General features: G+C 60.5%; 16 protein-coding genes. 8 read left to right on the top strand and 8 right to left on the bottom strand.

The genetic code is table 11. From position 1 onward, the window contains the following. Positions 1 to 3,462, top strand: coding sequence for a YhaN family protein (locus NIM86_RS03810; protein ID WP_253379269.1), 3,462 nt, complete (start codon positions 1 to 3; stop codon positions 3,460 to 3,462). A gap of 4 nt (positions 3,463 to 3,466) precedes the next feature. Here the strand turns inward: NIM86_RS03810 and xseA are convergent, their stop codons facing one another. The 4 genes from xseA to NIM86_RS03790 form a co-directional block, all read right to left on the bottom strand. Continuing rightward, entirely contained in the window at positions 3,467 to 4,963 is a 1,497-nt protein-coding gene (xseA, locus tag NIM86_RS03805; protein WP_371872848.1) for an exodeoxyribonuclease VII large subunit, read from the bottom strand. A gap of 18 nt (positions 4,964 to 4,981) precedes the next feature. Next, positions 4,982 to 5,899: a DUF937 domain-containing protein gene (locus NIM86_RS03800; RefSeq protein ID WP_253379265.1), complete on the bottom strand. Its 918-nt coding sequence runs from the start codon at positions 5,897 to 5,899 to the stop codon at positions 4,982 to 4,984. A gap of 70 nt (positions 5,900 to 5,969) precedes the next feature. Further along, positions 5,970 to 7,343, bottom strand: a complete 1,374-nt coding sequence (locus NIM86_RS03795) for a glutamate--cysteine ligase (RefSeq protein WP_253379263.1) — start codon at positions 7,341 to 7,343, stop codon at positions 5,970 to 5,972. Positions 7,344 to 7,415: 72 nt separating this feature from the next. Then, positions 7,416 to 8,186 (bottom strand): 16S rRNA (uracil(1498)-N(3))-methyltransferase, encoded by a 771-nt coding sequence (locus NIM86_RS03790; RefSeq protein WP_253379256.1) that lies wholly within the window; start codon positions 8,184 to 8,186, stop codon positions 7,416 to 7,418. A gap of 301 nt (positions 8,187 to 8,487) precedes the next feature. On the opposite strand from NIM86_RS03790, the gene NIM86_RS03785 reads away from it, so the two are divergent. Then, entirely contained in the window at positions 8,488 to 8,628 is a 141-nt protein-coding gene (locus NIM86_RS03785) for a hypothetical protein (protein ID WP_253379254.1), read from the top strand. Between the two features lie 85 nt (positions 8,629 to 8,713). On the opposite strand, the gene NIM86_RS03780 is transcribed toward NIM86_RS03785, so the two are convergent. Genes NIM86_RS03780 through NIM86_RS03770 form a run of 3 tightly spaced genes read right to left on the bottom strand, consistent with a single transcriptional unit; the run spans position 8,714 to position 11,630 of the window. Continuing rightward, positions 8,714 to 9,400 (bottom strand): lactate utilization protein, encoded by a 687-nt coding sequence (locus tag NIM86_RS03780; RefSeq protein ID WP_253379253.1) that lies wholly within the window; start codon positions 9,398 to 9,400, stop codon positions 8,714 to 8,716. Further along, a complete protein-coding gene (locus tag NIM86_RS03775) occupies positions 9,397 to 10,824 on the bottom strand; it encodes a LutB/LldF family L-lactate oxidation iron-sulfur protein (protein WP_253379251.1) in 1,428 nt (475 codons plus the stop codon). The genes NIM86_RS03780 and NIM86_RS03775 overlap by 4 nt, the downstream gene beginning before the upstream one ends. Continuing rightward, positions 10,821 to 11,630, bottom strand: coding sequence for a heterodisulfide reductase-related iron-sulfur binding cluster (locus tag NIM86_RS03770; RefSeq protein WP_253379249.1), 810 nt, complete (start codon positions 11,628 to 11,630; stop codon positions 10,821 to 10,823). Before NIM86_RS03770 ends, NIM86_RS03775 begins: the two co-directional genes overlap by 4 nt. 99 nt (positions 11,631 to 11,729) lie before the next feature. Here NIM86_RS03770 and NIM86_RS03765 point away from each other — a divergent pair, with 99 nt between their 5' ends. Continuing rightward, positions 11,730 to 13,070 carry a DUF3422 family protein gene (locus tag NIM86_RS03765; RefSeq protein ID WP_371872828.1) on the top strand — a complete coding sequence of 447 codons (1,341 nt, stop codon included), beginning with the start codon at positions 11,730 to 11,732 and terminating at the stop codon, positions 13,068 to 13,070. Here the strand turns inward: NIM86_RS03765 and NIM86_RS03760 are convergent, their stop codons facing one another. Then, the gene (locus NIM86_RS03760; RefSeq protein ID WP_253379247.1) at positions 13,071 to 14,003 is read right to left on the bottom strand and encodes a LysR family transcriptional regulator; all 933 of its coding nucleotides are present in this window, start codon (positions 14,001 to 14,003) and stop codon (positions 13,071 to 13,073) included. Positions 14,004 to 14,102: 99 nt separating this feature from the next. Here NIM86_RS03760 and NIM86_RS03755 point away from each other — a divergent pair, with 99 nt between their 5' ends. The 5 genes from NIM86_RS03755 to ggpS all read left to right on the top strand — a co-directional run bounded on the left by NIM86_RS03755 (position 14,103) and on the right by ggpS (position 20,688). Further along, positions 14,103 to 15,599: an FAD-binding oxidoreductase gene (locus NIM86_RS03755; protein WP_256478328.1), complete on the top strand. Its 1,497-nt coding sequence runs from the start codon at positions 14,103 to 14,105 to the stop codon at positions 15,597 to 15,599. After that, positions 15,596 to 16,819, top strand: coding sequence for a glycolate oxidase subunit GlcE (gene glcE / locus NIM86_RS03750; protein WP_253379245.1), 1,224 nt, complete (start codon positions 15,596 to 15,598; stop codon positions 16,817 to 16,819). Before NIM86_RS03755 ends, glcE begins: the two co-directional genes overlap by 4 nt. Before the next feature lie 9 nt (positions 16,820 to 16,828). Further along, a complete protein-coding gene (gene glcF, locus NIM86_RS03745) occupies positions 16,829 to 18,193 on the top strand; it encodes a glycolate oxidase subunit GlcF (RefSeq protein ID WP_253379243.1) in 1,365 nt (454 codons plus the stop codon). A 195-nt stretch (positions 18,194 to 18,388) separates the two neighbouring features. Beyond that, the gene (locus NIM86_RS03740) at positions 18,389 to 19,183 is read left to right on the top strand and encodes an HAD-IIB family hydrolase (protein ID WP_253379242.1); all 795 of its coding nucleotides are present in this window, start codon (positions 18,389 to 18,391) and stop codon (positions 19,181 to 19,183) included. Next, positions 19,180 to 20,688, top strand: a complete 1,509-nt coding sequence (ggpS, locus tag NIM86_RS03735) for a glucosylglycerol-phosphate synthase (protein WP_253379240.1) — start codon at positions 19,180 to 19,182, stop codon at positions 20,686 to 20,688. Before NIM86_RS03740 ends, ggpS begins: the two co-directional genes overlap by 4 nt. The last annotated feature ends 19 nt before the right edge of the window (positions 20,689 to 20,707 follow it).

Below are 20,707 nucleotides of genomic sequence, written 5' to 3'. Positions count from 1 at the left end.
ATGCATATCCGTTATCTGGACCTGATCGCCTACGGAAATTTCGAGGACCGGCGAATTGGATTTCGGCCGGGCGCCGCGATTCATTTGATCTACGGCCCGAACGAAGCCGGCAAATCGACGGCCCTGCAGGCGATCGGCGACCTTCTCTATGATTTTCCGCAACGCTACACCGGAAAGGCGCGCCTTCGCCCTGTCGATTTCCGCTTTCGTTTGCCGGAACTACGCCTTGGCGGACAATTGCAGCGCAAGGACGGCCAGTCCATCGCGTTCGTCCGCCGCAAGGCGAACAAGGCGGCATTGAGCGATCCGGAAACTGGTGACGTGCTGCCGGAGGACGCGCTGGATGCATTTCTCGGCGGGCTCAACCGCGAACGGTTCATTCGCGAACACGGCCTCGACGCCGAAACCCTCCGGCAGGGCGGTGCCGTGCTGTCCGGCGAAACGGATGCCGATCTCGGTGGGAGTCTTCTGGCGGCGGCGTCCGGCCTGGTTGGGTTGCGCCGCCTCCAGACGAAGCTCGATTCCGAAGCCGACGACATTTTCACGCCGCGATCGAGAAAGAGCCGCTTCGCGACCGCGCGATCCGAAAGAGACGCCGCCCGTGAACAGGAGCGTGACACGGAAAGCGTGCTCAGTGCGAAGGAATGGCGGGATAACGAAACGGCAATTCGGGATAACGCCGCGGCGCAAGATGAAATACGCCAGAAGCTGGCATTGCTGGATCAGCGCCATCGCGCCTTGAGCCGGCAGATCCAGCTCCGCCCAGCTCTGTGGCATCTGGACGAAGCGCGGCAAAACCTTACCGAATTCGATGATCTTTCCGATCTCTCCCAAAGCTTCGCCGAGCGTATCGAAAATGCATTGTCCGAAAAGGAAGAGGCTGCCCGAACGCTGGTCGGGGTTGAGGCCCACCATAAGCGGCTTGGCGAGCAACTGGACCGGTACACGCCGGACGAGGCGCTTGTCGCCGCTATGCCGGCGGTCAAGGAACTGGCCGAAAGTCTTGGAGCCTTTCGGGAGTGGCAGACCGATATCCCAAAATTGAAGGAGCGGCTGACCGCGCAGAAGGCTGAGGAGATGCGATGGTGGAGTGAACTCGATCCTGGAGGAGAAGCCCAGAGCGGAGCACTACCGTCCATTGCCGAGCGCACCCATCTGAACCAGCAGGCCTTGCGATTGCAAAATCTTCTGGCGACCCGTCAAAACCGCTCCGAAGAAATGGTTGATCTTGCAGAGCGCATGAATGGCGAGGGCGAAGGTGACGGCGATAAGGACAGGCCCGATCTGCACCGCTGCCTTCAACTGACCTCCAGCCTGGCGTCCGTTCTCGATCCTCTCGCCGCAGCTTTCCAACAGAGAGAGGAAGGGCGGCGTTCGGCGATGGAGGCAGACGCTGAGGCTCTTCGGCTCGACCCGCCCGTCGCGGAATTATCGGCCAAGATCGAGCTCGCCTGGCCGTCCGACGATGAAGTCGAGAAAGCGATCGCACGTCACACGGCTCTGGCGACGGAGCGAAGCCGGCTGGAGAGCCTACTGGCGGAAATGTCGGAGGCAATGAAACACCACGATCAAGCCACGGAGAATGACGGCTCAGCCGGTGAATTGCCGGATCGTGCGGATTTGCAGAGGGCAAGGCAAAGTCGTGATGCGGGTCTTTCGGAATTTCGTGAAGGCAAGGGAAACTGGCCGGAGACGCTAGATAAGGTCGGCGTGGCCGACCGTATCGCCGACCGTTTGATCGATGATGCCGAGCGGATCGCCAGCCGTCAGAGAGATAGGGTCGAGCGGGCGAAGCTCGACCGGCAGTATGCCGAGACTGCTCGGAAAATGGATGCATCTCACGAAACGATGGCGACTTGGCGAAATGAGTGGTCAGCGCTCTTTTCTCTTCTTTCCGACAAGCCGCCCCTACCCGGTCGCGCCGCCAACTGGCTGGGACGGCTCCGCTCGTTGCGTGACGTATCTGCCGCTGCATTGGTTCGGCAGGACGATGCCGGTGCCACGATCACACGCGCCGAAGAGCACCGGGGAGCCCTGCTCGAACTGGCTGCGGCGCTGGAGGTCGCAAACGCGTCGGCCTTGTCCTCAGATGTTTTATGGCGAGCCGTAACTGTCCAAATCGACGAATTGAAACAGGTGGATCAGGCGCGGCAGACGGCGCGTGCCGTTCTCGCCGAGCACCGCAAGTCCTATCGGCACGCCGAGAGTGAATATCAACGTCTCTCTGGCGAGATTGAAACGCTGAGCAGCAAGCTGAAAACCGCGCTGAAAGGGTTTTCGCTGCCGGACGATATGTCGCCCGAAACGGTATTCGCCATTCTCCAGGGGTTGAACAACCTCTCGGAAATTCGCGCCAAGGCTGCCGAAACGGAGCGTCGCCTGATCGGGATCGAAACGAAGAGCGATACGTTTCGGCGCGAGGCTCGCGAATTGATCGGCCGGCTCATGCCATCCGCAATTGACGATCCGCTCGGCACAGCTGTAGGCCGGTTACGGGACCGCTGCGAAGAGGCGACGAGCCTTGCCAAACGAGCAGCGGAGCTGCGTTCCGAACGCGGCGAGGCGTCCGAAACGCTGACTGAAGCGCAGGCGCGTGTCAGGCTCGTGGATAAGGTGCTTGGTGAATGTGCAGCGCTCTTGCCTGACGATTCCGATCTGACATTGGTCGCGAACCGGCTGAGGCAACGGGAACGCGCGGCCGAAACGCTCGTCGAAGAACAGCAGCGCTTTGCCGACCTGGCGGATGGCCTCTCTGAAAATGAAGTACGCCAATCCGTCCATGAAACAGATGAAATAAGCACGCGCGACGAGTTGATGCGGATCGAAGACGAGAAAAGCATCGCCGAGGGCGAGCGGGAGCGTCATCGGCTGGAGGCAGGGCGGCTCGCCGAACGAAGGGATGCGCTAAGCAAACGTAGGGGCTCGGAACTTGCCGCCTTCCACCGACAGGCCGCCGAGGAGCGTATGGAAAGCGCGGCGCGTGAATGGGGTCGGCTGCGTGCCGCATCGATTCTTCTGGATGCTGCGATGGAGCGTTACGCCAAATCCGTTCCTAACACGACGCTGGATCAGGCTGGTCGGCTGTTTCAGACGCTGACGGCGGGCGCCTTTTCTGGTCTGGCCGAGGATCTGGACGGTGACGGCAAGCCAATTCTGCTGGTCCAGCGCGCCGACGGCACGAAAATGCCGGTGGGAGATACATTATCGGAGGGGACGCGGGACCAGCTCTATCTGGCGCTGCGGCTGGCGTGGCTGAAAGAGCGCTCCGAACGCGCCGATCTACCGCCTTTTATCGGCGATGATCTCTTTGCCAGCTTTGACGATGCGAGGACACAGGCGGGACTAAAGGCGATGGCGGATGTGTCTTCCGCCATTCAGCCGATCCTGTTCACCCACCACAAGGCGGTGGTCGAAGCAGCGAAGGAAACCCTTGGAGACGGGCTGGACCTGATCGAGTTATAAGCTGTCAATCGAATAAGTCGATTTGCTTCACCGGCTTGCTCGCCGACGGCTTTCTACTTTTCGGGGATTTCGGCTTCTTCTTTTCGCTGGTCGGAGCACCGGGAAGAGCGCTCGATGTTCTCTCCGAACTGGCTATATCGCCTTCGCTCTGGCCCACTGCCGTCGCATCGACTGTGCCGCCATCCATTTCGAGATGAATGGCCATGCCGGGGAAGATATCGCCAGCGCGCGTCAGGATGTTTTGATCACTGTCGCGTACCACCGCGTATCCGCGTGCGAGAACCTTGTGATGAGATAAGACCTCGATCAGTCGAGCCGTCGACGAAAGTCGTTCACGCCGGCGCTCCAGAATGCGCACGATAGCGGGGCGTAAACGATCTCCGGCAGTCGTCAGCTTTTGCCGCTCGGTTCTTACCTGCCGATCCAAAACCAGTGGCGAGAGGCGGTCGGTGAGGTGGATCAGGCGATTACGGCGAAGCTCAACGCCGGATGACAGCGCTCGCGACAGTCGCCCGGCGGCTTCGTCATGACGTCTGCGCGGAATGGCAAGAAGCGCGTCGACCGAGGGCAAGGCGCGCGCCAGACTTCGCAGTTCCTGAAATCGCCGGTCCAACAGTCGCCGATGGGCCGCTCCGAGCCGCGCACTGAACGTGGCTATCGCCGCGTCCAGTTCTGCGCGCACCGGTACAGCCATTTCCGCCGCCCCGGTCGGTGTCGGCGCGCGTCGGTCTGCCACATGATCGATCAGCGTCCAGTCCGTTTCATGACCTACGGCCGATATGACAGGAATCGAGCAGGCTGAAACGGCGCGCACCACCGCTTCGTCGTTGAACCCCCAAAGGTCTTCCAGCGATCCGCCGCCGCGCGCGACGATCAGAACGTCGGGCCGGGGCAGGTTCCCATCGGCCGGCAGGGCGTCGAACCCCGATATGGCGCGAGCGACTTCCTCGCCACTGGTTTCGCCCTGAACGCGAACCGGCCAGACGATCACGTGAAGGGGAAAGCGGTCTGCGATGCGATGGCAGATGTCGCGGATCACAGCCCCAGTCGGTGATGTCACCACGCCCACCGTCATGGGCAGGAACGGCAGCGCTTTCTTTCGGCCTTCTTCGAAAAGGCCCTCGGCCGCGAGCGCCTTTCGCCGCGCTTCCAGAAGCGCCATCAACGCCCCTTCGCCAGCCGGCTCGATCCGGTCGATCACGATCTGGTATTTCGACGAACCCGGATAAGTCGTGAGCTTGCCGGTGGCGATAACCTCAAGCCCTTCCTCGGGCTTGAATGCGAGTTGCTGAAAGGTTGTCCGCCAGACGACCGCATCCAGCCGCGCGCGCTCGTCCTTCAGGCCGAAATAGGCATGGCCCGACGAGTGGGGACCTCGATAGCCGGTGATCTCCCCACGCACACGAACATGGCCGAACCGGTCTTCCACGACGCGTTTGAGCGCCGAAGACAGATCGCTGACGGTGAACTCTTCAGCATTGGATTTGGCGGCGGCCAAGATCGCCTCCCGCGAATAGCCCTAGTCTTTGTTTGATCCGACGCCAAACTGATCGAACAGTTTTTCCATCGCCTCGATCTGATGGCGGCTGACCGCTTCGCCAGCAGCGAACATCGGGCCGAACAGGGTGTCGGACGTATTCTCGGCTTCATCGCTCTCCGGCGAATCCGGATCGGCCGCTTCGTCCACCAGAGAGGGTTCAGGCTCAAGGGGCATGCCAGGCGGGACCATACCGATGCCATCGGCCGTATGGTTCTTTTCGGGGTTCGATCGCGGCTGACTGAAGAACATCTCCATCATGTCGCCGAAACCGCCCATGCCGCGTGTCGACCCGCTCGCTGTCTGTGCGTTTGCGATGAACGGCGCCCACATTTCGTCCCAGACACGTCCCGCCGGGCCGTAGATCGACTCCAGCATCCCGACGTCCTGCTGCTGCTGTTTGGGTTTCGCCGGTTTCGATGCTGGCGCCGGCTGTGCCTCAGGGTAACGGGGTGCGGCCTCGCTCGCGGTGACAAAGAATTCCGTCATCTGCCGCGTGATCCCGCCCATCACGGCGCTTGCGATGACCGGCAGCATACGCTGGACATCTTCGCGCGGCACGCCCGTTTCATTGGCCACCTGATCGGTGATGGCGCGCATCAGACCAGCGGAGCGGAACAGTTGATTGAGAATGTTCTGCGCCTGATTGATCGCATTCGGCTCGAACGCTTTTGTCACATCGAAGCCATAGGGCGCATGACGGCCCGAGCTAAGGGCCGCCATGAAATCGGTGGTGTCGGCGGGCGTTGCCGTCTGCCGTCTCAAGGCTTCGCTGAAAGCGGGCGCCATCGCGGCCAGCACGTTCACCGCCTGCTGCTGGTTGAGGGCGAATTGCTCCGAAAGCTGTTTCTGAAGCGCGCCATCGTTCATGGAAGACAGCATCGGAAAGATCGGGATCATCGGTCGCCTCATTGGTCTGTTGCTGTCACCATAGCGCTTTTCCGGCGGATTGCGACCAAAAGCCCATGCGCTAATAGGCGTATGCTTCGAAAAGAGGCTCGATGGATCGACCCCAGCGCAGATGATAGGCGCGAAGCATTTCTTCCGCTTCCGTCGTGCCTCGGGCAACGATCTCCTCTAGCGGGGCGAGGAAGTGGGCTTCGTCGAATCCATCCGGGTTGCACTTGCCGCGGCGCTGCAATCCGGCCCGTGCTATCGCCAGCGCGCGGTAGCCGAGATCGCGGACCGTCTTGTCGCGAAACGGTGTGGCCATGGCCTTTTCCGGGACCGTATCGCGCATGGACTGTACCTCATCGACAGACCAGTCGGCTGTCCATTCGGCGGTTTCGTCCAGCGCTTCTTCGTCATAGAGAAGACCCACCCAGAAGGCCGGCAGTGCGCAGATTCGCCGCCATGGACCGCCATCTGCGCCGCGCATTTCGAGAAACTGTTTCAGCCTCACATCGGGGAAAAGCGTCGAAAGATGGTTGATCCAGTCGCCCAGCGTCGGTTCTGGATCGGGAATGTCCTGCTTCAGCGCCCCATTCATGAACTGGCGGAATGTGACGTGGGTTGCGCGGTGATAGCGTCCATCGCGCAAGACGAAGTACATCGGTACATCGAGCGCCCACTCGGCATAGTCGGCAAAGCCGAAGTCATCGGCGAAGGTGAAGGGCAGGATGCCCGCACGATTATTGTCGACATCGCGCCAAATGTCGCCTCGCCAGGACAATAGGCCGTTCGGCGCGCCGTCCGTGAAAGGCGAAGAAGCGAAAAGCGCTGTCGCCAGTGGCTGCAGCTTCATGCCGACCTGCATTTTACGGCGCATATCCGACTCGGACGAGAAATCGAGATTTGTCTGGATCGTGCAGGTCCGCCGCATCATGTCTCGGCCCTGAGACCCCACGTCGGGCATGTAGGCCGACATGATCTCGTAGCGCGATTTCGGCATGAGGGGCGTCTGTTCGAGCGACCATTTTGGGCTGGCCCCCATCCCTAGAAACCGTATGCCGAGCGGCTCCGCAATCTGCCGTAGCTGCGACAGATGGACGTTCGATTCCCGGCAGGTCTGGTGGATCGTCTCAAGCGGCGCGCCCGACAGTTCGAACTGTCCGCCCGGTTCCAGGCTGATCGCTCCCTGGCCGATGGGGGAGGCGAGCCCGATCAGCTTGTTGCCGTCGACAATCGGCTCCCAGCCGAGCTTTTCCTGCATGCCTTCCAGAAGAACCCGAATGCCTGACGGTCCTTCGTACGGAACCGGACCGTTGCCATCCGTGTAGAAGACGAATTTCTCGTGCTCCGTGCCGATCTTCCAGTCTTCGCGCGGGCGGCATCCGGCAGCCAGATAGGCGACCAGGTCGTCGAAACCTTCGATGGGCGTCTTGTTACTGGTATCGCGTGCCATGGCCAATCCGTCTTATTCGGCGCGTAGGCACGCCATCGATCTTCGCATAGATGGCGGACACGGCATGGAAGATCAATCGCCTGCCCGATCATCTTCGTGGACATCGCATCGCCAGTCGCCACATACGGCCTGAACGAGCGTCAGCGCGGCGACCGCTGCCGTGTCGGCGCGAAGGATACGAGGGCCGAGCGGAATGGCGGTCACAAAGGGAAGGGCGCGCAACATTCGACGTTCATCTTCTGAAAAGCCGCCTTCCGGTCCGACAAGAACCGCGAGCGGCCCTCTCGGCAGGGCGGACAGGATCGGCAGCGGATCGTCGCCCTCGGCATCCTCATCGCAGTAGATTATCTGCCGTGACTCGTCCCAATTCTCCAACAGTGACCCGATCCTTTGCATGGGTTGAAGTTCGGCGAGCGTGAGAATGCCGCACTGCTCGGCAGCTTCGCGCATATTCGCTTCTAACCGCCCGGCATTGATCTTGGGCATTTGGGTATGCTGGGTCTGAACCGGCTGTAACACACCGGCGCCCATCTCGATCGCTTTTTGCACCATATAGTCCATGCGCCCTACTTTGAGGGGCGCAAAAAGATAATGGAGGTCGTGGGCTGCGGGCTGTGCGCGGGTTTGCTGCTCTGGCACCAGGATGGCGCTCTTCTTGCCCTGACGCTCTAAACGGGCCCGCCACTCCCCGTCTCTTCCATTGAAAAGAAGAAGCATCCCGCCCTCGGCCATACGCAGGACGTTGAGGAGATAGTTGCTCTGCTCTTTCGTCAGTGCGATGGGTGCCGCGGACCGAAGATCCTCGGAAACGAAAAGGCGGGGCAGGCGGTAATCGGCGCGCATTGTCTCTCTATGGTTTACGGATGGTTAAAATGCCGGCGCTGTTGCTGCGGCGACACGTTTCCCCAACTTGCTCTCACAGCAGCGATTTTCTGTCTTTCGCCAGCTGCGGTTTCAGATCATAAGCCGCGCGTTACTGATCGAGCGCGCCTCCTCCGGGTAACGGTAAAGTGAGCAGAATTGTGTTCTTTTAGGGAACCACATTCGTCACACTCCGTTAGCCCCTCGAATGAAGCGGCCCAGCCGGCGGGAACGTTTCGGAAAGCAAATTGATCTATAACTTGAGATTGCGAGACCATTCGAGATGAACGCCGTGAAAGCAGCCCTCTTTTCCGTTTTTACGCTGACTGCCGCCGGTATCTGGTATGTTGGCATGAACGCCACCGAAGCTGAAGCCAGCAACAGCCATACCATTGGCTATGGCGTGGTAGCAGCTATCGACTGAGCAGTCGAATTTAATCAAAGCGATTTTTGAGACACCCCGCATCATGCGGGGGTGTTTCTTTTTGGGGCCACGAACCGAACCGATCCTACCCAAGCAGAATGATGTGAAGGGCGCGCGGTCCATGCGCGCCGAGCACGATCTGCTGCTCCACATCGCCTGACCGCGATGGCCCGGTTACAAGATTGACGACGCGGGGCAGGGCTCTGTCTTCCACTGTCGCTTCATCCACCAACCGCCGGAGCGATTTCTCAAGCGATCCGTGTAATCGGTCGACTGGTAGAACGATCAGGTGGTAATCCGGCAGGAAATTCAGCGTCGTGGGATTTTCGGGTCCGGAGCAGAGCGTCAGCGTTCCGGTTTCCGCGACGGCGCTTGCCGCCACCGATAGTCCCGCAATGTCGGACCCGTCCGATGGACCGATTGAAACGTCCAGCAGGGGTTCACTTTCCCATCCTGCCTGGTCAAGAAGAGGATCGGCGCCACGTCGAATTTTCGCCGGCAGGTTTTTTGTCGCCAGATAGTCGGTCACGGCGCTGGCAATTTCGGCTGAAGAGCTGATCCGCACCACCGTAGCGTTCACCGCCTCTGCCTTGGCCGAAAAGAGTGCGATGGCCTCTTCGCCAAATACATTTGCGCTGGCCGGCACGAGCGCTGGCTTTTTTTCCGAAAGGCGGGCGTTTGCTCCCTGTTGTCGCTCTGAGAGGGTTGGGACGAGACCTTCGTCCATTGCTTTTCCGATCCGTTCGAGAATCGTTTTGCGCGCGCTGCTCATGCCGCGTTCCTCGTTTTCGATTTGGCATAGGCCTGCATGAAGGTCTCTCCCTCGGGGGCAGGCAGATCTCGCGCGTCGGTCCAGCCCGATGCGAAAGGCAGGCGCGAAATACGGTGCCGCGTTCCTCCCAGGCGCGACAATAGCGGTGCGGCGATGGAGGCGCCGATCCGGTAGAGGCGGGGATGACGCGCGGCGAAGGCCCAAAGGCTCATTCCGCGCCGCATTCCGCCGGGCTGATAACCCTGCTCGTATTCCTTCTCGCGCCATTGGCGCATCAGCTTTGGCAAGGGAATGCGCATCGGGCAGACAGATTCGCACCGGCCACAGAAGGTCGAGGCATTCGGCAAATGCCCCGCCTTATCGATCCCCGCCAGAGCGGGAGTGATGACCGCACCGATGGGACCAGGATAAACAGCGCCATAAGCATGGCCGCCGACAGCGTGAAAGACGGGGCAATGGTTCATGCAGGCGCCGCATCGAATGCAGCGCAGAACCTCTTGAAACTCCGTGCCGAGCAACGCCGAGCGGCCATTGTCGAGCAGCACGACATGATATTCTTCCGGCCCATCCTGATCGCCATCGCGGCGCGGTCCCGTCGAAATAGTGGTATAGACACTCATTTCCTGACCGGTGGCCGAGCGGGCCAGAAGGCGTAGGATCGTGGAAAGGTCTTCCATTGTCGGCACGATCTTTTCGATGGAGGCCAGCGCGATGTGAACGCGAGGAAGCGTCTGCGTCAGGTCGCCATTTCCCTCATTGGTGACGATCACCGAACTGCCTGTTTCGGCGACCAGGAAGTTGGCGCCCGTTATGCCGACATCGGCCTCGAAATAGCGCTGGCGCAGAACTTCACGTGCTTCTCCAAGCAGACTTTCCGGGCTGTCGAGGACGCGTGTCCGGTCCAGATGGGAGTGGACACGGCGGAAATCGGCCTCCACCTGGTCCCGGTTAAGGTGGACGGCCGGCGCGATGATGTGGCTGGGCGTCTCACCCCTCAATTGGATGATGTATTCGCCGAGGTCGGTTTCGACCGCCTCGATACCATGCTCCTGGAGATGGGCGTTGAGCTCGATCTCCTCGGTCAGCATTGACTTTCCCTTGGTGACCGTTTTCGCATCGGCCTTTCGGCAAATGTCCAGAATGATCGACCGCGCCTCATCGTCGTCGCGTGCCCAGTGAACATGACCGCCAGCGGCTTTCACATTTGTCTCAAAACGCTCCAGATAGACATCGAGATGGCCGAGAACATGGTTCTTGATGTCCACGGCTGCGTCCCGAATGGCCTCGAACTCAGGCAGCGCGGCGGCCGCCTTGGCGCGCTTGCCGATAAAACCGGCGCGCACATTTCCGAGCGCCCGCTGCAATTGTGCATCGCCGATGGCTTCGGCGCTGCGTTCGATAAAGTCGGCTGAATGAACCTTCACGACCGCTCCTCCTCTGTGCCGGCAATGGGCGGCGCATCGGTCATCCCGGCGAGGATTTCGGCGACATGGCGCACTTCGGTCGAGCGGCCCTCGCGCCGCAGACGGCCTGCCATGTTCATGAGGCAGCCCATATCGCCAGCAAGGAGTAGATCGGCATCTGTAGCGGCGATGGTCTTTGTCTTGGCCGAGACGATCACTTCTGAAATTGCCGGATATTTTGCGCAGAAGGTGCCGCCGAAGCCGCAGCAGACTTCTGAATCCTCCATCTCCCTCAACTCCAGATTTTCGACCTGCGACAGCAAGGCGCGCGGCTGGGCCTTGATGCCGAGTTCACGAAGGCCCGAACAGCTGTCGTGGTACGTGACAGTGGTATTGGATGGCATCGCCGCATCGACCGTTTTCAGCGAGACGATATCGGTCAGAAAGCTTGTCAGCTCATGCGTTTTCGCAGCCAGCTTTTGGGCTCTCTGCACCCAGCTAGGATCGTCGGCCAGTAGAGCCGGATAGTGATGGCTGATCATCGCTGCGCAGGAACCGGAGGGTGCGACGACATGATCGAATCCCTCGAAGGCTGCAATCACCTGCCTTGCAATGGCTGCCGTCTCTTTTCGATGCCCGGAATTATAAGCCGGCTGTCCGCAACAGGTCTGCGTCACTGGCACCGCGACATCGCAGCCAGCTTTTTCGAGCAGTTCGATGGTAGCGAAGCCTACCGACGGACGAAACAGATCGACGAGGCAGGTAACGAACAACCCGACTGTAGGGCGTGCCGGTCTGCCGCCGTCTTTTGATGTTGAATCCTCCACTCGGACGCCTCGCTTTATGTATCTTTTCGGTATTTTGGTATAACAGGCGCCACCTGATCACGAAATGAGAAAGCCGCCATGGAAGGCCAGCGCGTCGGGATGAACGACAAAGAAAGCAGGGAAGCGTCTTCTGCCGATAGCGATCAGGCGCAGCAGGCTATGGAAAGCGGCGCCACGGTTGCAGGTTTCCCGGCCTATCATCTGCGCCATGAGGCAATCGGCGAGGTCCATTCGCGTCCCAATCCGGTTGTCGAAACGCCATCCATCATCAAGGCGATCGCATTCATGGCCGATGGCGGCAAAGGCATTGCCTGGTCTGCGCTCGCGTCTCAATGCCGCGCGCTTGGCGCTTCAGTGCCGGACCGAAGCGTCCGACACTATGCAATCGATTTGCCGCACGGTGAATTGCGTTGGGAACGCCATGCCGAATTTGCCACCTATCTTTGGCACGCGCCTCTTCGTCCGAATACCGGTACGCCGCTGGGCGAGAGTCCGTTCGGCCGATCGTTTTCCGCGCCAGGCACCGTGATCTCCGCCGTTCACCTCGAAATCCATTTGCGCAACGCGAAGAACGAAAAGCTGATCGAGCCATTCGATCCCAACACGCTTTGCCATTCGCTGGTGGAGAAAGGGAAGGCCAGCGCCATCACCGATTTTCGTCAGGATGCCGAGGGTTACACCCATATTCTCGTTTTACACGATGGTCTGTCGCCATCGCGCGCGGGCGTCCTGGCCCAGCGCCTGATCGAGATCGAGTTCTATCGAACGCTCGCCATGCTGGCATTGCCGCTCGCACAGCAATTGTCGCCACGTATTGCGGAAGTAGAAAGCGACCTGGCCGACATAGCCGATCATATGCGCGCTGGCGGGCCGCGCGATGCGGAGCAGCTCCTGGCGACTGTGACGGATTTGGCCGCCGATCTGGAGGCTGATGCAACCTCCAGCGTTTACCGGTTCGGCGCCGCGCGGGCCTATAACGGTATTGTCGAGGAACGATTGAAGTCTCTAGGCGAGGTACCCGTTTCCGGTTCGGAAAGCTGGACGGCCTTTCTTGAGCGTCGGCTGGCTCCGGCCATGCGTACCGTCCGTTCGGTGGAGGAGCGGCAGAGCAATATGAGCCGCAAACTCAATCGCGCCTCGGCCTTGATACGCTCGTGGGTGGATATCGATCTTCAACGACAGAATGCCGGTCTTCTGACATCGATGAACAGGCGGACGGCAGCGCAGCTTCGCCTGCAGCAGACTGTCGAAGGGCTCTCCATCGCCGCCATCTCATATTATGTCGTTGGCTTGATCGGCTATCTGGCCAAGGGACTGGACCCGCTTGGAGCATCCGTCGATCCCGCCTATGTGACAGCGTTCTCCGTGCCGGTCGTCGTTCTGGTCGTCGCCGCTATCGTTTGGCGCATTCGCAGAAGCCATGGCGATAGCGACCACTGATCATTCGGCCGCGTCCGGATATTTCGAGGCCTGGGGGCTGTCCCAATAAGGCTCCGGACCGTAAAGATCGGCCAGATAGTCGATGAAAAGGCGGACCTTGATCGGCAGAAACCGTCGCGACGGATAGACGGCGTGAAGTCCGATATGGCGTGATGCTCGCCAGTCGGGAAGAATGTGGATCAATTCCCCGCGGGACAGTTCCGGGCCGATATCCCATGTCGATCGGAGGGCTATGCCGGTGCCGGCTATGACGGCCTCCCGCAGAACTTCCGACGAGTTTGTGGAGAGTGGGCCGTCCGGCCGAAGCGAGACGGTCGCGCCTTCCGGGCCCTCCAGTCGCCAGACCTCGCCATTATGCGGTGGAAGGCACAGATGTTCGTCGAGATCGTCGACCGTCATGGGCTCACCATGCTTGGCGAGGTAAGCAGGCGAAGCGACGAGCACGCGCTGGACAGGCGCCAGTCGTCGCGCGACGAGCGAACTGTCAGGGAGCTCGGCGATGCGGATTGCCAGATCGAAACCTTCAGCGACAATGTCGACGAACTTGTCGGAGAGAACCAGATTGATCGAAAGATCGGGATTGGTCTCCATGAAAGCTGTCAGGTGGGGCGCGATATGCATGCGGCCGAACGAAGTCGGCGCCGATATTTTCAATGTGCCCCTGGCCTGTGCAGAGCGCCTCGAGACGAAAGCCTCCGCCTCCTCCACAGCGGCGAGAATGGCGACGATCCGCTCATAATATCCCTGACCGGCTTCTGTTAGCGCGATCTGGCGTGTCGTTCTTTGCAGCAGGCGGGTGCCCAGCCTGTCCTCCAGCTTGCGCAGACGCTTGGAAACAACCGCTGGCGACAGGCCCATCTCGCGGCCCGCTGCTGAAAGCGATCCGGCGGATACAACCCTTGCGAAGATTTCAAGCTCGGCTGTCGGCGTCATGGCATACCCGCACGATGCGCCGTCCGCCGTTCTCTTGCGGGATGGTCTCGAACGTATAGATATGGTTCAGGTGTGATGACGTGTGCATCGAGGGGAGGAATGATTGTGACGGCCATCCAGTTTCTCAAGCCCGATCCCTCCATTCTCAATCGCCGCGACGACATCCTCTCCAGCCTGCGGGCGGTCTTGCCGGACGAGGCGGTCGTCTCCGACCCGGTGGAACTGCGCGCCTTCGAGACCGACGGATTTACGGCCTATCGGCGACTGCCTCTGGCGGTCGTCTTACCGTCGACGACGCAAGAGGTCGCAGCAGTGATGGAAGCCCTGTCGCGGCAAAAAGTTCCGGTCGTGCCGCGCGGAGCCGGCACTTCCCTTTGTGGCGGAGCGATACCGCAGGAAGATGCGGTCATCGTCTCGCTGACCAGAATGAGCCGCATTCTGGAACTCGATTATCCCAACCGCCTGGCGCGGGTGGAGGCTGGCGTCACCAATCTGTCCATCTCCGAAGCCGTTTCGGCCGATGGCTTCTTTTATGCGCCCGACCCCTCCAGTCAGCTCGCCTGTACGATCGGCGGCAATATCGCCATGAACTCCGGTGGCGCGCATTGCCTGAAATATGGTGTCACGACCAACAATCTGCTTGGCGTCACCATGGTGCTTTACGATGGGACGATCATTCGCCTTGGCGAAGGCGAACTCGATGCGGCCGGCCTCGATCTGCTCGGCTTGATTTGCGGGTCGGAAGGCCAGCTCGGCCTCGTGACGGAAGCCATTGTCCGCCTGATCGCCAAGCCCGCCGGGGCGCAGCCGGTCTTGTTCGGATTTTCAAGCTCGGAAAAGGCGGGTGATTGCGTCGCCGACATCATCGGGGCGGGCATCATTCCCGTCGCCATCGAGTTCATGGATCGCGAAGCCATCGCCATCTGCGAGGCGTTCGCCAAAGCCGGCTATCCGCTCGACGCCGAAGCGCTGCTGATTGTCGAAGTCGAGGGATCGGACAAGGAGATGGCCGACCAGCTTGGCCGCATCGTCGAGATCGCTCGGCGGCACGATGTCCAAACCATTAAGGAGAGCCAGAGCGCGACCGAGGCCGCGCTGATCTGGAAGGGACGCAAGAGCGCCTTTGGCGCGACGGGTCGTGTGGCCGATTACATCTGCATGGACGGCACGGTGCCGCTCAGCCAGCTTGCTTTCGTGCTTAAAGAGACCGGTGCTATCGTGAAGCGGTACGGCTTGCGCGCCGCTAACGTCTTCCATGCCGGAGACGGCAACATGCATCCGCTGATCCTTTATGATGTGAACGATCCGGCGGAACGTGAGAAAGCCGAACAGGCAGGCAATGACATTCTGCGACTATGCGTCGATGCCGGTGGGTGCCTGACTGGCGAGCACGGCGTCGGGATCGAAAAGCGTGATCTGATGACGCACCAGTATAACGAGACCGACCTCGATCAGATGATCGACGTGCGCGCCGCGTTCGACCCCGTTTGGATCCTCAACCCGTCCAAGGTTTTCCCGCTCGAGGGCCGAGGCGAGAGCGATGGCGGCAGAGCAGTAGCCGGTACCTCCGATGCCACCATGGAAGCAGCGCAGTGATCCCCTCTGACGGAACCGACCAACTGATCGAGCCTTTCGACGAGGCGGAGCTTGCCGAGATCGTCCGGGATGCGGCTGATAATGGCCGGCCTTTGGAGATTGCCGGCGGCGGCACCCGCTCATTTGGCCGCCCGGTCGATGCGCTGGCGACGGTTTCGACGTCTGGCATTTCGGGCATCGTCGCCTATTCGCCCAATGAGATGGTCGCAGCGGTGCGGGCCGGGACGCCAGTCTCCGAATTGCAGGCCGCGCTGGACGATGCCAATCAGCGCTTCGTCTTTGAGCCGATCGACCACCGCTCGCTGCTGGGGACCGAGGGTGAGCCGACCGTTGGCGGGATGGTGGCAGTCAATGCGTCCGGTCCGCGCCGCTTCGTTGCCGGCGCTTGCCGCGACAGCCTGCTCGGCGTCCGTTTCGTCAATGGCAAGGGCGAGATCGTCAAGAATGGCGGGAGGGTAATGAAGAACGTGACCGGGCTCGACCTGGTCAAGCCGATGGCCGGCAGCTTCGGCACGCTCGGCGTCCTGACCGAGGTGACGCTGAAAGTGCAGCCGAAGCCGGAAACCGAAGCGACGCTGATTGTTCGGGGCCTGCTCGATGCCGACGCGGTTGCCGTGCTAGCCCACGCCATGGCGACGCCGAACGACGTAACCGGCGCAGCGCATCTGCCGGAACTCGTCGCTGGCAAGGTTCTGGATGGTGCGCTTGGTTCGGAGCAGGCTACGCTGATGCGTCTGGAGGGGTTCGAAAGCTCCGTCAATGAACGAGCCGAAAAGCTGAAGGCGCTGTTCGGCAAGCTCGGAGAGATCGATCAGATCGATGCGCCGCAGAGCCGGCGGCTCTGGGCACAGATACGTGACGTCGCGCCCTTCGCCGATCATCCTGACCGACCGGTATGGCGGCTTTCGATGAGGCCGTCCGATGCGCATGAGGCCGTGATGGCGCTCCGCATGAAGGCCGGCGCTTCTGCCTTCTACGATTGGCAGGGCGGACTGGCCTGGGTGCGAATGGAAGGCGGTAACACCATGTCGGGGCTGGTACGCAAAACCGTCGAGGCCAATGGCGGCGGTCATGCCACATTGATCCGTGCGACCGAGAGCGAACGTCGGTTTGCCGTGCCGTTCCAGCCCCAGGAGAAGCCGCTCGCCATTCTCGAATACCGCATCCGCAAGGCCTTCGACCCGCAAGGCATCCTCAACCCCGGCCGGATGGTGGCTTAGAAAAAGACGATGCAGACCAATTTCACCGCCGAGCAGCTGAACGATCCGGCTACCGCCCATTCAGAAGCAATCCTGCGCAAATGCGTCCATTGCGGCTTCTGCACGGCGACCTGCCCGACATATGTGACGCTTGGCAACGAACTCGATAGCCCTCGGGGCCGTATCTATCTCATCAAGGACATGCTGGAGAATGGCCGGCCAGCCGACGAGAAGACCGTCACCCATATCGACCGCTGCCTTTCCTGCCTGGCCTGCGTGACAACCTGCCCGTCGGGCGTGAACTATATGCATCTGGTTGACCACGCCCGCGCCCATATCGAAAACACCTATAAGCGCCCCTGGCATCAGCGCGTGTTGCGCAACGTGTTGGCGGCGGTCTTGCCCTATCCGGCGCGATTTCGGCTGGCCTTGCGGGGCGCGCAACTGGGCCGCCCCTTCGCCGGACTCTTCGGTCGTTGGGAACTGACGAAGCCGTTCACAGCCATGCTCGCGCTCGCCCCGGCGAAAATGCCGCGGAAAAGCGATAGCGCAAAGCCAGGCGTTCGCAGAGCCGATCCGACTGTGGCCAAAAGTGGACGTGTCGCGATCCTCACCGGCTGCGCGCAGAGCGTACTCGATGCCGATACGAACGAAACCGCGATCCGGCTGCTGAACCGGCTCGGTGTCGAGGTCGTGGTGCCGCGCGGTGAAACATGCTGCGGCGCTCTGGTCCATCATATGGGCCGAGAGGAAGCTTCGCTCGATTTCGCGCGGAAGAATGTCGATGCGTGGACTCGCCAGATAGAAGGTGAGGGGCTCGACGCAATCGTCATCACGGCAAGCGGCTGCGGCACCACGATCAAGGACTACGGCTTCATGCTTCGGCATGACGAGGCCTATGCCGAGCGGGCGGGAAAGGTGTCGGCACTGGCCAAGGATATTACCGAATATCTATACATGCTGGAGTTGCCGGAGCCGGTCAACGAAACAGGTCTCGACGTGACTTACCACTCGGCCTGTTCGATGCAACACGGCCAGAAAATCACGCAGACGCCGGTCGATCTGTTGCGCGGCGCAGGCTTCAACGTCTCCGAACCGGCAGAAAAGCATCTTTGTTGCGGCTCGGCGGGCACTTACAATATCACCCAGCCGGAGATTTCCGGACAGCTCAAGAGACGCAAGCTGAAGAATTTGAAGGCCACCAAGCCGGAGGTCATCGCCGCCGGCAATATCGGGTGCATCATGCAATTGGCCGATGGCGCTGGCGTCCCGGTCATTCACACCGTGAAACTGCTCGATTGGGCCTATGGCGGCCCCAAACCCGAGGCGGTGCCGGAAGGCCGTCAACCGAAGCCGGCCAACAGAACCAAGAAGCTGCTGGCAGCCTTATCCTGACCGGCGCGAACGACTCGTACCTCGCTAGGCCATACGCAATTTCTCAAGGGCATAAGCGGGTTGGCCGTCCGCCCCCTTGAAGTGGGCGGTGGATGCATTGTAAGCATGCGCCAACAAAATTCCCGCACGACGATATTCATTACCGCCCGGCGCAAGCGGGGCGGCAGACGTTCATAGAAAGACGATAGAGACATAGTGAACCCTTATAAAAATTGGCGATTTGTCCTGGCCACCGATCTCGACGGTACTTTTCTAGGCGGCTCGGAGGAGGATCGTCTCGCCCTTTACGAGTGGATAGAAGCGCGCCGGGACGATGTCGGCCTTATCTTCGTGACGGGTCGTGATCCTCGCTTTATCGCCGATCTTTGCGACGAAACGCCGGTTCCCTGGCCGGACTTCGTGGTCGGCGATGTCGGCACCACCATCGCCGAGGTGCGCGACGGGGAGGGCGAAGAACGCATCGCTTTCATGCTCGATCTCGAAAAACATATCGCGCAGCTTTGGGGCGACGCGGGAACGACGGTGCGGCAGGCACTGTCCGGCGCGCCAGGACTGACCGAGCAGGAGACCGATTTCCGGCATCGCCTTTCCTTCGACTACGATCCGGAGAGCTATCATCCCTCGGCGCGCGAAAAGATTGAGGCGATGGGTTTTGACGTTATCATCTCCGACGAGCGTTTCTTCGATGTCTTGCCGAAGGGCGTCTCCAAGGGGCCGAGCCTGCTACGACTTATCGATCATCTCGGCATTCAGCGCGAACGCGTTTTGGTGGCAGGCGACACAATGAACGATCTGTCGATGTTTCACACCGGCCTGCATGGCGCGGTGGTGGGCGGCGCGGAGAAGCCTTTGCTGAACGCAACTGCGGGAATTGAGAACGTTCGACAGTGCGAACGCATCGGGGCTGGTGGGATCGCGGAGGCGATTGACGCCTTCTCGCTGCATCCCGACCCCATTGAAACCAGACAGACACAGGAGCAATCCGAATGAAATCCGACCTCGTCATCGTCTACCACCGTCAGCCTTACGAGGAGGTGGAGAACGAGGACGGCACGGTAGAACTCGTCGAAAACAAAAGCCCCAATGGCATCGTGCCGACTCTCAAGGGGTTCCTGGGCCGCGCGCAGCACGCTTCCTGGGTGGCCTGGAAATATGCCGACGATCCGGTCAATCCGGAGTTCGAGCGGACAGTGGAGATCAGTGACAGCTACGGCGACTACAGCGTGACGCGTCTGCCACTGACCCGCGATCAGGTCTCAAGCTTTTACCATGTGTCGTCCAAGGAGGCTTTCTGGCCGATCCTGCACGGCTTCAAGGAACGCTACAATTACGACCCTGTCGATTGGCCGACCTTTCGCGAGGTGAATTGGGCCTTCGCGGAAGCCGCCGCCGAGGAAGCATCCGACGATGCTGTCATCTGGGTTCACGACTACAATTTGTGGCTTGTCCCGGCCTATATCCGCCAGTTGAAGCCGAAGGCGCGGATTGCGTTTTTTCACCACACGCCATTTCCGGCCCCGGACATGTTCAACGTGCTTCCATGGCGCGAAGAGATCATTCGCAGCCTGCTCGAGTGCGATGCGGTTGGCTTCCACATTCCGCGCTACGCCCGCAATTTCCTCGCCTGTTGCCGCTCGCAGACCAGCGCCCGCACCGCTGAGGAGCGCGCCACAGAGCCGGCCTTGGTCAAACGGGATTCGACGGCGCTTTCGGAACGGGTCACGCCTGTTTCGATAGAGTTCAAGGGCCGCAAGGTTCTGGTCGACGTCAACCCGGTTGGCGTGAACTACGAATATATCGCGGAACTGTCTCAGCGCGACGAAGTGCAGGAAAAAGTAAAGGAAATCCGCGCCAGCCTCGGTGACTGCAAACTTGTCGTCTCGATCTCGCGGACGGATTACACCAAAGGCAATATCGAGCAGTTGGAAACCTTCGAACGCCTTCTTCGCGACCATCCGGAATGGCGCGGCAAGGTTCGACTGATGCTCGTCTCGGTCGCTTCAAACCGCAATATGGCGGCCTATGAAGAGATCCAGAACAAGATCGAAGAACTGACCGGGCGCATCAACGGCACCTACGGCAATTTCGAATGGCAGCCGGTTTCCCTGATGTCGACGGCCATTCCGCTGGAAGACCTCGTGGCCTATTACCGCGCCGCCGACGTTGCATCCATCACGCCATTGGCCGACGGACTAAATCTGGTCTGTTCGGAATATTGCGTTGCGCAGGATGAAGAACGGCCCGGCGTACTCATCCTGTCGGAATTCGCCGGCGCGGCCGTTCTTCTGAACGGCGCCATACCGGTTAATCCATTCTCCCACCGTTCGATGGATCGGGCCCTGGAACAGGCGCTCTCGATGGGGCCGACCGAAAGAGCCGAACGGATGAAGCAGTTGAAGGAATGCGCCGCCCGCTTCACCAACGCGCAGTGGACGGACAAGGAGTTGGAACTGTTCGAACGAATCCGCGAGACGAGGCAGTCACAAGCGGCCTGAGACCTTCGCTGACAGCACT

It is taken from the genome of Notoacmeibacter sp. MSK16QG-6 (assembly GCF_024158145.1).
GTDB lineage: Bacteria > Pseudomonadota > Alphaproteobacteria > Rhizobiales > Rhizobiaceae > Notoacmeibacter.
This window is presented reverse-complemented; position numbering and strand designations above follow the sequence as displayed.